The organism is Caulobacter segnis (assembly GCF_003243465.1).
GTDB lineage: Bacteria > Pseudomonadota > Alphaproteobacteria > Caulobacterales > Caulobacteraceae > Caulobacter > Caulobacter segnis_A.
This window is the reverse complement of sequence record NZ_QFQZ01000025.1, coordinates 1-12,555: the sequence shown is the minus strand read 5'-3', so window position 1 is coordinate 12,555 and position 12,555 is coordinate 1. Positions and strand designations below refer to the sequence as shown.

Here is a 12,555-nt window from a genome sequence, read left to right as displayed (position 1 = left end):
AGAAAGGTCGCGGGCGTTCTTGCATGCGCTTCAAAGCCATACGATCTGGGCCCCGGCATTCGCCGGGGAGGTCGGGAGAAGGGCTACAGCCGCCCCGTCGCCACCGAAAACGTCAGCCGCGCCTTCTTCTCCAGCTCGCCCATCTCACGCCCAGCTGCATAGGCCCGCGCCAGAGCCGCCGGGGCCACCGCCGGGAACGCCGCGACCGGCAGGCGCCTCACCTCGCTCCGCGCGGCCTTCAACTGCGCCTCGACCCGCTGCTTGACGTCAGCTTGGGTCCAGGTCTCCGGCAGCCGTGCGCGGCCCGCCTGCTTCAGACGCCACAGCCCCGCCAGCCCCCAGGCCCGCGCCGCGCCCTTCACGGCGTGCGGGTCGGCGCTGGCGTCCAGCCGCCGCGCGGCCAGCACCGCCAGCGCCCCCGCCGTGCCGTCGACATAGGCCATCACGGCCGCCTCGTCCTTCAGCGGCCCCTCGTCGAGGTCGGTGAAGCGCGCGTCGGCCAGGGCGGCCAGGGCGTTGGGATCGAAGCCCGACGCGGCCAGCGCCTCGACATTGGGATGCTTGCGCGGCGCCTTGCCGACCGCCACCTCTTCCATGGCCTCGCGCCACCAGGTGATGCGGATCTCGCCCATCAGGGCGTTGGAGACGCCGCCGGCTACGCGGGCCAGCTCGTAGTTCAGGCCGTACAGCGCGATGACGTCGGCCCGCGCGGCCGGGTCGGCGATGAAGCGGGTCGTCAGCCAGCGGTCGGGATCGACGCGGCGGACGAGGTCTTCGAGGGTTTCGGTGTCGGCCATGCGCTCAAAACGAAGAAGGCCCGCCGGCGAATTTGCGGCGGGCCCTCCCCTTACAGCGTGTCGTCGTCGGCGTCAGCCAAACACCGTCTGGTTCATCGCCATGGTCGCCAGCATCGGGATGCTGAGCAGCGTGTTGATGCGGCTGAAGAGCATGGCCGTCCTGGCCGCCTTGGCCTTGGCGTCGGCGTCGACCTCGATGATGCCAAGGGCGCGCTTCTGGTTCGGCCAGATCACACCCCAGACATTGAGGAACATCACCGTGGCCAGCCACATACCGGTGCCGATGAAGGTGAAGCCCATATCGACGCCGGGGGTGTAGCCGCCGGCCAGGCCCAGGGTGAACGCTTCCAGGATGTAGCCGCGGCTATAGGCCAGGATGACGCCCATCACCCAGGTCGCGAGCGCGGCCCAGCGGAACCAGAACAGGGCCTCCGGCGCGATGTACTGGGTGACCGCCGGCTTCAGCTCGGCCGGGATCTGCGGCATCACCCGGATCTGCACGAAGTTGAAATAGTACAGCAGGCCGATCCACAGGATGCCGAACAACACGTGCAGCCAACGGAAGATCGCCTGCGCATAGACGAGGCCGTGGCCCTGCGGGCCGTGGCCGTAGCCGATCACGATCACCAGCGCCAGGATGAAGCTGACGATGATGGTGTTGCGGAAGTTGGAGAGCAGTCCAGACATCGGTTTCCCCCTCGGATCCCTTTTGCTTGGCGAGACCATAGGGGTGTTCGCCGCCGCGGGCAAAGTTGGGGCGAACGCGGTTCTGGGCGCTCTTACCCTGTTATCCCGCGACTTGTTGGCGAGATGACGGTGAAACGAGCTCAGACCGCGATCAGCGCCGCGGCCAGTCGCCGGCCCTCGCTGGCCAGCACGTTGTAGGTTCGGGCGGCGGCTTCGGTGCTCATGAACTCGAGGCCGAAGCCGGCGGCCTTCAGGGCGTCGCGCACCGGACGCGGCGGCAGGGCGTTGGCCAGACCCACGCCGAGCAGCACGAACTCGACCGATCCGCCGGCCGCGAAGACCTCGGCGAAGGACTCGGGCGTCAGCTCCGCCAGGCTGGTCGCGGCCCAGTCGCGCGGCTGATCGTCGAGGATCAGCAGCGAGCCGGGCCGCCACACGCCGGCGACCCGAAAGCCGCCGCCGCCCCAGGCGTCGATGGAGGGCGGCTGCCGCATCAGGGCCGCGACGCCGCGCCGAGCTTGATCGGCGTGGCCTCGTCGTCGTTGCGCTTGACGCCCCAGATCAGGATCATCGGCAGGGCGATGTAGATCGACGAATAGGTGCCGATCACGATGCCGAAGATCATCGTCGTCACCAGCGGGAACAGCACCGGCCCACCGAACGCCATCGTGCCGCCCAGGGCCAGCAAGGCCGTGGTGCCGGTGATGATGGTCCGCGACAGACGCTCGTTTTCCGACAGGTCGATGATGTCGCGCAGCGGGGTCGTCTTGTACTTGCGCAGGTTCTCCTTCAGTCGGTCGAAGGTGATGACCTTTTCGTTCATCGAGTAGCCGATCACGGTCAGCAGGGCCGCGATCTCGGTCATCGAGAACTCGATGCCGACCACCGACAGCAGGCCCAGCGTCAGGACGATGTCATGGATCACGGCCACGACCGCGCCCGTGCCGTAGGACAGGCCGAAGCGGAACCAGATGTAGCCCAGGGTCAGCAGCAGGGCGACGCCCAGCGCCTTGAAGCCGGACATCAGGAGCTCGCCCGAGACCTTGGCGCCCACTTCCGATCGGCTGGTCACCTTCAGGTCGGGGAAGCGCTTGACCAGCTCGCGCTCGACATTGGCCGAGGCGGCGCTGGGGGCTTCGCCCTTGGCGGGCAGGAACTTGACCATGGCCGAGGTCGGCTGGCCGAAGCCTTGGACCTGGGCGTCGTGGACGCCGATCTGGTTCATGGTCGCGCGCAGCTCGGCCAGCGGAACCGGGCGCGGCATGGTGACTTCCAGGGCGTTGCCGCCCTTGAAGTCGATGCCGAGGTTCAGGCCTTGCACGAACAGCGAGGCGATCGAGCCGACGATCAGGATCGCCGAGAAGATCGCCGCGATGGGCGCCCAGCGCACGAAGCGGAACTTGGTGGCGCGCGGAATGTAGCGAATGAGGGGCCAACGCATTGGTCGGGTCTCCTATGCGATCGGCAGCTTCTTCGGCTTGGTGGCCTTGAACCACCAGCCGATGAGCACTTGGGTGATGAAGATGGCGGTGAACAGCGACGTGAACACGCCGATCACCAGGGTCCAGGCGAAGCCCTTCACCGGGCCCGAACCGAAGCTGAACATGATCAGGCCCGAGATCAGGCTGGTGATGTTGGCGTCCAGGATCGAGGTCAGGGCCAGCTTGTAGCCGTGGTCCGCCGCCGCCATGGGCGTGCGCCCGGCGTTGGCCTCGTCGCGCATGCGCTCGTAGATCAGCACGTTGGCGTCGACGGCGACGGCCAGGGTCAGGATCAGGCCGGCGATGCCGGGGAACGTAAGCGTCGCCTGGGTCGCCGACATGATGCCGACGATCAGCAGGACGTTGACCACCAGGGCGATGGCCGCGAAGCCGCCGAACAGGCCGTAGGCCAGGATCACGAACACGAACATCGACACCGCGCCGATCGCCAGCGAGATCGAGCCGGCGCGCACGGCGTCGGCGCCGAGCTCGGCGGTCACGGTGCGCTGGTCCTCGACGTTCAGCGGCGCGGGCAGAGCGCCCGAGCGCAGCAGCAGCGACAGCTCGTTGGCGCTGTCGACCGTGAAGTTGCCGGTGATGATGCCGCTGCCGCCGGTGATAGCGCCGTTGATGACCGGCGCCGAGATCACCTTCTTGTCGAGGACGATCGCGAACTTCTTGCCGATATTGCGGGCGGTGGCGTCGCCGAACTTGCGCGCGCCCGCGGCGTTGAAGGCGAACTGGACGACCGGATTGCCGGTCTGCGGGTCGAACTGCTGCTGGGCGTTGGTCAGTTCCTCGCCCGAAACCAGGGCGCGCTTCTTGACCACGTAGTAGGGCGAGAACTGGTCGCCCGGCAGGACTTCCGAGCCAGGCGGAATGCGGCCGGCCTGGACGTCCTCCGGCGTCACCGTCTCGTCGACCATCTGGAAGGTCAGCTTGGCGGTCTTGCCGATGATGTCCCGCAGCTTGCCCGGATCGCTCTCGCCCGGGGCCTGGATCATGATCCGGTTTTCGCCCTGGCGGTTGATCGAGGGCTCCTTGGTGCCCAGGCTGTCGATCCGGCGGCGGATCGTCTCGATCGACTGGTCGACGGCCTTCACCGCGTCGGCCTTGATCGCCTCGGGCACGAAGCGGACTTCGATGCGGTTGTCGCCCTTGCCCGAGATGGCGACGTCCTTGCCGCCGATCGCGCCGGCCAGCGGCGCGCCGAGGTTCTTGCGCAGCAGGTTCAGGGCGTCGTTGTAGCGGGCCGCGTCGCCGATGCGGACGCTGATGATCTCGCCCTGCTGGTTCAGCTCGCCGAACGGGATCTGCTCGCTGCGCAGCTGGGTGCGGACGTCTTCGGTCAGGTTCGACAGCCGCTCGCGGTGCAGCGCCTCGGTGTCGACCTCATAGAGCAGGTAGGACCCGCCCTGCAGGTCGAGGCCGAGGTTCAGCTTCTTGTGCGGCAGGAAGCCGGGCAGCGCATCCAACGTCTTCTGAGGAAGCACGTTGGGCAGGGAGAACAGGATCCCGAAGATCACCGACAGGGTGACGGCGATGATCTTCCAGCGGGAGAGGGTCAGCATGGATCAGAGACTTTTCAGGCGGCGCCGCTACGAACGCCTCGCGAAGGGTGGAGTGCGCCTTAGTTCTTGGCGTCGTTGGCGGCGGCCGGCTCGCCCTTGGCGCGGACTTCGGTGATCATGCCCTTGACGACCTTGACGGTGACGCCCTGGGCGATCTCGACGCCCACTTCCTTGTCCTCGACGCGCACGATCTTGCCCAGCACGCCCGACGAGAGGACGACGCTGTCGCCGCGCTTCAGGTTGGCGAGCATGGTCTGATGCTCCTTGGCGCGCTTCTGCTGCGGGCGGATCAGCATGAAATAGAACAGCACAACCATCAGGAGGATGGGGGCGAGCTGCAGGATCTGGGCGTTCAGGCTGTTCATGGAGACTCCAAAAAATCCGATGAGGCGCGCCGCCTTACATAGGGTCGCGCCAAGTCGGCGGAAGCTATGCGTTCGCCTTCCCTTTTGCAATGCGAGCCCGCGAGGGTATGGAACGGCCCATGACCGACGCCGCCCCCCCGCCATTTGGACCCCTGCTCGCCCGCATCGCCGACGCCCTGGAACGCCTGGCCCCGCCGCCGCCGGTCGCGCCGGATTTCTCGGGCGCGCGCCTGTTTCGGCATGAGCCCGCCACGGGGGCCTTCGCCCCCGCGCCGGACTATCCGCTGTCGCTGGACCTGCTGGTCGGCATCGACCGGCAGAAGGCGCGCTTCGTCGAGAACCTGCGCCGCTTCGCCGTCGGCCTGCCCTGCAACCACGTGCTGCTGTGGGGCGTGCGCGGCACGGGCAAGAGCTCGGTGACCAAGGCCGCCTTCGTCGCCCTGGCCGACAGCTATCCGGACTTGAAGCTGATCGAGGTCGACCGCGACGAGGTCACCGCCCTGCCCCCGCTCTTTGACCTCCTGCGCGCCCGCGGCGAACGCTTCGTCGTCCTGTGCGACGACCTCTCGTTCGAGGACGGCGCGGCGGCGGCCAAGGCGCTGAAGTCGGCGCTGGAGGGCGGCGTCTCGGGCCCGCCGGAGAACGTGCTGTTCGTGGCCACCTCCAACCGTCGCCACCTGATGCCGCGCGACCACGTCGAGAGCCAGGGCGCGATCGCCGCGGCCGAGAACGCCGAGGAGGAGATGAGCGTCTCCGATCGCTTCGGCCTGTGGATCGGCTTCCCGCCGATGGACCAGGACACCTATCTGGGCGCGATCCACGCCTATGCCGAGCGGTTCGGCCTCTCGGCCCCCGACCTCGACCGCCGGGCCCTGCAGTGGTCGACCCAGCGCGGCGGCCGCTCAGGCCGGGTGGCCTGGCAGTTCGTGCGCGACCTGGCGGGCGAACTGGGCGTCAAACTGCCGGCCTGATCAAACAAGAAGGCCCGCTTCTCTCGAAGCGGGCCTCTTTTCTTTAGCGCGGCAGCAGCAGCGAGGGGTCGACCGGCTTGGCCTTGTCCTTGACCGTCGGGGCGTAGCGCATCTCGAAGTGCAGCTGCGGTTCGTTGACCCCGCCGGTGGCGCCGACCGCGCCGATTGGCTCGCCCTGCCTGACCTGCTGGCGCATCTTGACGGTGGTGCTGGACAGGTGCGCGTAGGCCGTCACCCAGCCGTCGGCGTGCTTGACCAGGACGAGGTTGCCGAAGGTCGGAACCTGGTTGCCGGCATAGGCGATCTCGCCATCGGCCGAAGCCAGGACCGGCGTTCCCTGCGGCGCGCGGATGTTGAGGCCGTCGTTGCGCTGGCCCGTGCCCTTGACGCCGAAGTCGGAAATCACCTCGCCCCGCAGCGGCCAGGCGAACTTGCCCTTGCCCGAGGCGATGATCTCGGCCTCGGTCGGGGCGGCGCTGCTCTCGATGATCGGGCGCGACGAGGCCGGCGGAGGCGTGATCGGCTGGGCCGCGACCGGCGCGCTGGGGCGCGGATAGCTGGGGGTGTAGGGGACCGGAGCCGACGGCGTGCCCGAGGGGGTCGTGGTCGGCGTCTCGACGCGCGCATAGGTGTTCGAGGGCTCGACCGGCGCCGGCTTGGTCACCGTGGTCGTGGTCTTCAGAGGGCCCTTATCCCTGAAGCCGTCGGGCAGACGGATCTTCTGGCCCTTCTTGATCGTGGCGGTGGCGCGCAGGCCGTTCTCGGCGGCCAGGGCCTTGGCGGTGACGCCGAAGCGCTTGCCGATCTCGGCCAGGGTGTCGCCAGACTGGGCGACATAGGCCTTCTGCTCGCTGGCCGGGCCCTTGATCTTCTGGCCCAGGCGCAGGGTCTGGCCCTTCTTGATCTTGTTGTCCTCGGCCAGGTCGCTGACGTTGACGTCGAACTTCTTGGCGATCGAGGTCAGGGTGTCGCCCGACTTGACGGTGTGGATCTGGCGCTTGCCGGCGACCTCGACCACGGCGCCGGTGACGCTGAGCGCGGTCGTGCTGACGGTGGTGGGTTCCGCGGCGGCGGCCTGCTGGCGCGAGGCCTTCGACGACCCGGCGCGGCTCGGCGTGGGGGCCGGCGTCGGCGCGGCCTCCTCCTCGGCGACAGCCGTCTCGGGCGCGGCGGTTCCGGGAACGACCGAGGTCGTCTTGATCGGACCCTTGTCCTTGTAGCCGTCAGGCAGCTTGAGCTTCTGGCCCTTCTTGATCGCCGCGCCGGTCGACAGGTCGTTCTCCTCGGCCAGGGCCGAAGCCGTGACGTTGAAGCGCTTGGCGATCGCGAACATCGTGTCGCCGGTCTGGACGACATAGGCCTTCTGCTCGCTGGCCGGGCCGCTGATCTTCTGGCCCAGGCGAAGCTTCTGGCCCTTCTTGATGTCGTTGTCCTTGGCCAGGTCGTTGACGTTGACGCCGAATTTCTTGGCGATCGAGGTCAGGGTGTCGCCCGACTTGACGGTGTGGACCTGGGCCTTGCCGTCGACCTCGACGACCGGGCCGGTCACCGAGGTGGTCACCACGGTCTTGGGCGGCACGGCGCGCAGGGTCGGCTTGGCCGAAGCGCGGGCCGGCGCGGGCGCGGGCAGCTCGGACTGGGTCACCGGCGCCAGCGGCTGGGAGGTCACGGGCGCCGGGGCCGGCGCGGCGGCCACCATCGGCGCGGTCGCCACGGCGTCGCTCTCGGCGCCGGCCTCAGGGGCGGCGGCCTGCGCGGGGGCGACTTGGAGGGCTGAAGACGGCGGCTGAGTGATCGGGAAGTTGGGCGTCGGCATCTGCATCGCGGGCGCCGGGCCTTGGCCCTCGCGCGTCGCGTATTGCGGAGCGGTCGCACAGGCGGAGAGCGTTCCAGCCGACAGGGCGATCACCGCCGCTTGCGTCCACAACTGCCTCATGACGTCTCCTTTCCCGTCGGGCCTTCACAAGGCGCCGCCAGGGTGAATCAAGTCTTAACACCAAGGCCGCCGGACAACCTCCGGCGCCCCAAACTCACTGATCTTTCGCGACGCCGGCCAGCAGCGGCACGAACCGCACGTCGCAAAGGATTTCGACCCGGAAGCCCCCCTTGCCGTCGCCGGCGTAGCGGCGAAGGCTTTGGACCGGCCCCTTCCCCACCGGCGCGACCAGCACGCCATTGGGTTTCAGCTGCGAAAGCAGCCGTTTGGGATCATCTTCGGCCGCGGCCGTGACCATAATGCGGTCGAACGGCGCCTGTTCGGACCATCCCTCGCCGCCATCGCCGAACTTGGTGATGACATTGGTCAGGCCCAGCGTCTGGAAACGGCCCTCGGCCTCCTTCATCAGCGTCCGGTAGCGCTCGATCGTGTAGACGAGGCGCGAGACCTTGCTGAGGATCGTGGTCTGGTAGCCTGAGCCGGTGCCGATCTCCAGCACCCGCGCGCGGGGCTCGACGGTCAGGGCCTGGGTCATCAGGCCGACGATATAGGGCTGGCTGATCGTCTGGCCGCAGGCGATCGGCAGGGCCGAGTCCTCCCACGAGCGGTCCTTGAACAGGTCCGGCGTGAACAGGTCGCGCGGCGTGGTCTCGATCGCTTTCAGCACCTGGGGATCGGTGACCCCTTGGTCGCGCAGGGCCTGCATCAGGCGCGGCAGGTCGGCCTTGGCGTTCTCGGCCGCCTTGGTCGTCCGTCCGCTCATTCGCTCCCCCCGGAGGGATCTGAAAGCGTCTTGAGTTTGGGCGGAGCGCCGCCCAGCACGCTCTTCAGCTTGTGGACGGTCTCGTGGTGCGTCAGGTCGATGTGCAGCGGCGTGACCGAGATGCGCCCCTCGTACACGGCGCGCAGGTCGGTGCCCTCGGCCGGCTCCGAGGCTTTGGCCGAGAAGCCCATCCAGTAGTAGTCGCGGCCGCGCAGGTCGGTGCGCTTTTCCATGTTGCGCAGCAGGCCGTCGCGGAAGCCCTGGCGGGTCACCTCGACCGCGCCGACCTTCTCGGGCGGCAAGGCCGGAAAATTGACGTTCATGACCACGTCGGCGGGCCAGCCCACCTCCAGCAGGCGCTGGACGATCCCCGGGCCGAACTGCTCGGCGGTCTCCCAGTGCGCCACAACCTCGTCGTGGAAGAAGTTCATGGTCTGGGACAGGGCGATCGAGCGAATGCCGTGCGCCATGCCCTCGATCGCGCCGGCCACCGTCCCGGACAGGGTGACGTCCTCGGCCAGGTTCTGCCCGCGATTGACGCCCGACAGCACCAGGTCCGGCGCGGGGCCGTCGATCAGCTGCTGGACGGCCATCATCACGCAGTCGGTCGGCGTGCCCTCGACGGCGAAGCGGCGCGGGTCCAGCTTTCGCACGCGGATCGGATCCGACAGCGTCAGCGCCCGGCTGGCGCCCGACTGCTCGTACTCGGGCGCGCAGATCCAGACATCGTCGCTCAGCGCCCGGGCGATCGTCTCGAGCGCGGCGAGGCCCGGCGCGTTGATCCCGTCGTCGTTGGTGAGGAGGATCCTCACGCCGCGCCCCCGATGTGCGTGATCCCGCCCATATAGGGCTGCAGCACGGCCGGGATGTGGATGCGGCCGCCCTCGTCCTGATAGTTCTCAAGCACCGCCACCAACGTGCGGCCGACCGCCAGACCCGATCCGTTCAGGGTATGGACGAAGTGGCCGCCCTTCTCGCCGGTCTTGCGGTAGCGGGCCTCCATGCGGCGGGCCTGGAAGTCGCCGCAGTTCGAGCACGAGCTGATCTCGCGGTACATGTCCTGCGAGGGCAGCCAGACCTCGAGATCGTAGGTCTTCTTGGCGCCAAAGCCCATGTCGCCCGTGCAGAGCAGCATGGTGCGGAACGGCAGCTCCAGCTTCTTCAGAACGGTCTCGGCGCATTCGACCATGCGCTGGTGCTCGGCCTCGGACTGGTCGGGCGTTGTGATCGAGACCAGCTCGACCTTGTAGAACTGGTGCTGGCGGATCATGCCGCGCGTGTCGCGACCGGCCGAGCCGGCCTCGGCGCGGAAAGACGGCGTCAGGGCCGTCAGGCGCATCGGCAGCTCTTCCTCGGCCACCAGTTGCTCGCGGACGATGTTGGTCAGCGAGACCTCGGCGGTCGGGATCAGCCAGCGGTCGTCGTCGGTGTGGAAGAGATCCTCGGCGAACTTCGGCAACTGGCCGGTGCCGTAAAGCGCATCGCTCTTCACCAGCAGCGGCGGGCTGACCTCCGTGTAGCCGTGCTCGACCGTCTGCAGGTCCAGCATGAACTGGCCGATCGCGCGCTCCAGGCGGGCGATCTCCTTCTTGAGCACCACGAAGCGCGCGCCGCTCATGCGGGCGGCGGCCTCGAAGTCCATGCCGCCGAGGGCCGCGCCCAGGTCGACGTGGTCCTTGGGCGCGTTCAGCTTGCCGGCCGGCAGCTTGGCCGCGTCGCCCCAGCGGCGCTGCTCGACATTGCCGTGCTCGTCCTCGCCGGCCGGAACCTCGGGCGCGGGAATGTTCGGCAAGGAGGCCAGCAGGTCCTTCAGCTTGCCGCCGACCAGCTCCTGCTCTTCGGCGGCGGCGGCCATCACGCCCTTCAGCGCCTCGACCTCGGCCATCAGGCGCTGGGCCTCAGCCTCGTCCTTCTTGGCCTTGGCCATGCCGATCAGCTTGGAGCTCTCGTTACGCTTGGCCTGGGCTTCCTGAAGCGTGGTCTGGGCCGCCCGCAGCTGGGCGTCGAGCTTCACGGCCTCGGCGGCCGCGCCTGAACGTCCCTTGGCCGACCAGTGGCGGTCAAAGGCTTCGGGGTTGTCGCGGATGGCCTTGATGTCGTGCATCGAACGCAAGCTCGGGAAGAGGCGGTGGGAAACGCCCTCTCTAAGGCGCGTCGGCGGGGGCGCCAAGCGCCGCGACGCCCCTATGCCCTCAAGACTCGCGCGTGCGGAAGCCGAGCGGTCCCGCCTCCCTGCGACCGCACGCCGCACCCAATTCCTACCGCTTAAGCAGAATTAAGGCTCCTTCCTCACCGGGACTTAATCGCGAGGGCCGAAAAGCCGCGCCCAATTCAGTACGCGTTTTTGACCTTTCACGGCCCTCCCCGGCCCTCTCGATCATTCACAGGATTTGAGCCCATGAAGACCTTCGCCGCTTTCGCCGCCCTCGCCATCACCGCCGCCATCGCCGCTCCGGCCAGCGCCGCCACCAACGAGGTCCGCGTCTCGATCGCCAACAAGAGCTCGGTCCAGATCGAAACCGAAATCAAGGCCGCCGCCAACACCGTCTGCGCGGCCCAGGCCCAGGCCGGCCTCTGCGTCAACGAGGCGATCACCAGCGCCCACCGCCAGCTGGCCTCGATCCTGCGCGCCCGCGAAGCCGGCAAGACCCAGGTCGCCCAGAGCGTCTCGGTCGTCCGCATCTCGCTGAAGGGCAAGACCCTCGACCAGGTCCACGCCGAGATCCGCACCGCCGCCCAGGCGGTCTGCAAGACCCAGCCCAGCTACAGCGTCGTGAGCTACCAGAGCTGCGTCAACGACACGGTCCGCGCGGCTAAGAACCAGCTGCAGGCCCGCATCGCCAAGCCGGAACAGCAAGCCCGCGCCGGCGTCGCCGCCTAAGGCTTGCGGCAAGACCGAAACAAGAAGGGCTCCGCGATCGCGGAGCCCTTTTCGTTTGGCTAGTCGGCCAGACCCGCTTCTTCGTCTTCCCGCTTGCGGCGACGCTCGATCAGCCACACGCACCAGATCGAGACCTCGTACAGCAGGCACAGCGGCACGGCCAAGGTGATCTGGCTGATCGGATCGGGCGGGGTGACGATGGCCGCCACCACGAAGACGGCGACGATCGCGTAGCGACGGCCCGCCCGCAGCATCTTGGAATCGACTAGGCCCGCCAGGCCCGCCAGGGACAGCACCACGGGCAGCTGGAAGCTGAGACCAAAGGCCAGCAGCAGCGTGGTCACCAGGGTCAGATACTCCGACACCCGCGTCTGCAGCACGACCTTCACGCCGTCGCCGATGATCTGCTGGCTCAGCGAGAACCACAGCACGAACGGCAGCATCACATAATAGACCAGCGCCGAGCCCATCAGGAACAGCACCGGCGAGGCCACCAGGAACGGCAGGAACGCGTTGCGCTCCTTCTTGTAAAGGCCAGGGGCGACGAAGCGATAGAGCTGCCAGGCGATGATCGGGAACGCCAGGATGATGGCGCCGAAGGCCGACAGCTTGATGTTGGTGAAGAACTGCTCCAGCGGCGCGGTGGCCTGCAGGGTGACGCCCGCCATGGCGCTGGCCGGCACGGTCTTCAGCCCCACCAGCGCCAGGATCAGGTCGAACGAGCCGTGATGGCCGCCGGCGTCCTGCACGGCCTTCAGCCCCTCGGCCACCGTGAAGGGTCGGACCAGGAACAGGAAGATCGGCTTCACGAAGGCGAAGCACACGCCGAACGCCACGGCGATCGCGGCCACGCAGATGATCAGCCGCATCCGCAGCTCGACCAGGTGATCCAGCAGAGGCGCGCGCGAGGCCTCGATCTCGTCCTCGTGGTCGTATCCGATGGCTTTGTCGTTCACGAGACGATGTCCGAAGCTTTGGAGCCGCCCGTCTTGGCCGAGCGCTTGCGTGGCGCGGCCTTCGGCGTCTCCACCGAAATGTCCTTCTTGGCGGTCGCGCGCTTGCGCGGCGCCTTGGCCGGCTCGACGATCGCAGGCTCGGCGGCG

At 68.2% G+C, this 12,555-nt stretch carries 13 protein-coding genes and 1 pseudogene; 2 read left to right on the top strand and 12 right to left on the bottom strand.

Annotated features, from left to right (window positions below; translation table 11 throughout):
* Positions 1-83 precede the first annotated feature (83 nt).
* The 6 genes from DI526_RS09970 to yajC all read right to left on the bottom strand — a co-directional run bounded on the left by DI526_RS09970 (position 84) and on the right by yajC (position 4,901).
* Entirely contained in the window at positions 84-797 is a 714-nt protein-coding gene (locus DI526_RS09970) for a squalene/phytoene synthase family protein (protein WP_304277154.1), read from the bottom strand.
* A 72-nt stretch (positions 798-869) separates the two neighbouring features.
* Positions 870-1,484, bottom strand: a complete 615-nt coding sequence (locus DI526_RS09965) for a urate hydroxylase PuuD (protein WP_304277152.1) — start codon at positions 1,482-1,484, stop codon at positions 870-872.
* Between the two features lie 140 nt (positions 1,485-1,624).
* A complete protein-coding gene (locus DI526_RS09960) occupies positions 1,625-1,978 on the bottom strand; it encodes an Mth938-like domain-containing protein (RefSeq protein WP_304277150.1) in 354 nt (117 codons plus the stop codon).
* Positions 1,978-2,925, bottom strand: a complete 948-nt coding sequence (secF, locus tag DI526_RS09955; protein WP_304277148.1) for a protein translocase subunit SecF — start codon at positions 2,923-2,925, stop codon at positions 1,978-1,980. The genes DI526_RS09960 and secF overlap by 1 nt, the downstream gene beginning before the upstream one ends.
* Before the next feature lie 12 nt (positions 2,926-2,937).
* Complete coding sequence (gene secD, locus DI526_RS09950) at positions 2,938-4,536, bottom strand: protein translocase subunit SecD (protein WP_304277146.1); 1,599 nt, start codon at positions 4,534-4,536, stop codon at positions 2,938-2,940.
* Between the two features lie 59 nt (positions 4,537-4,595).
* A complete protein-coding gene (gene yajC / locus DI526_RS09945; protein WP_013078592.1) occupies positions 4,596-4,901 on the bottom strand; it encodes a preprotein translocase subunit YajC in 306 nt (101 codons plus the stop codon).
* A 119-nt stretch (positions 4,902-5,020) separates the two neighbouring features.
* Here yajC and DI526_RS09940 point away from each other — a divergent pair, with 119 nt between their 5' ends.
* Positions 5,021-5,872, top strand: coding sequence for an ATP-binding protein (locus DI526_RS09940; RefSeq protein ID WP_304277141.1), 852 nt, complete (start codon positions 5,021-5,023; stop codon positions 5,870-5,872).
* Positions 5,873-5,915: 43 nt separating this feature from the next.
* On the opposite strand, the gene DI526_RS09935 is transcribed toward DI526_RS09940, so the two are convergent.
* The 4 genes from DI526_RS09935 to serS all read right to left on the bottom strand — a co-directional run bounded on the left by DI526_RS09935 (position 5,916) and on the right by serS (position 10,675).
* Positions 5,916-7,808 carry a LysM peptidoglycan-binding domain-containing protein gene (locus tag DI526_RS09935; protein WP_304277140.1) on the bottom strand — a complete coding sequence of 631 codons (1,893 nt, stop codon included), beginning with the start codon at positions 7,806-7,808 and terminating at the stop codon, positions 5,916-5,918.
* 94 nt (positions 7,809-7,902) lie between these two features.
* Positions 7,903-8,571: a protein-L-isoaspartate(D-aspartate) O-methyltransferase gene (locus DI526_RS09930; RefSeq protein ID WP_304277138.1), complete on the bottom strand. Its 669-nt coding sequence runs from the start codon at positions 8,569-8,571 to the stop codon at positions 7,903-7,905.
* Positions 8,568-9,383, bottom strand: coding sequence for a 5'/3'-nucleotidase SurE (gene surE / locus DI526_RS09925; RefSeq protein ID WP_304277137.1), 816 nt, complete (start codon positions 9,381-9,383; stop codon positions 8,568-8,570). The genes DI526_RS09930 and surE overlap by 4 nt, the downstream gene beginning before the upstream one ends.
* Entirely contained in the window at positions 9,380-10,675 is a 1,296-nt protein-coding gene (serS, locus tag DI526_RS09920) for a serine--tRNA ligase (protein WP_304277135.1), read from the bottom strand. The genes surE and serS overlap by 4 nt, the downstream gene beginning before the upstream one ends.
* Positions 10,676-10,969: 294 nt before the next feature.
* Between serS and DI526_RS09915 the strand changes: the two genes are divergently transcribed.
* Positions 10,970-11,452 (top strand): hypothetical protein, encoded by a 483-nt coding sequence (locus DI526_RS09915; protein WP_304277133.1) that lies wholly within the window; start codon positions 10,970-10,972, stop codon positions 11,450-11,452.
* Positions 11,453-11,511: 59 nt separating this feature from the next.
* On the opposite strand, the gene tatC is transcribed toward DI526_RS09915, so the two are convergent.
* Positions 11,512-12,408, bottom strand: coding sequence for a twin-arginine translocase subunit TatC (gene tatC / locus DI526_RS09910; protein ID WP_304277131.1), 897 nt, complete (start codon positions 12,406-12,408; stop codon positions 11,512-11,514).
* Positions 12,405-12,555: pseudogene (locus tag DI526_RS09905) on the bottom strand (twin-arginine translocase subunit TatB); the annotation flags it as partial. The pseudogene DI526_RS09905 and the gene tatC, both read right to left, overlap by 4 nt.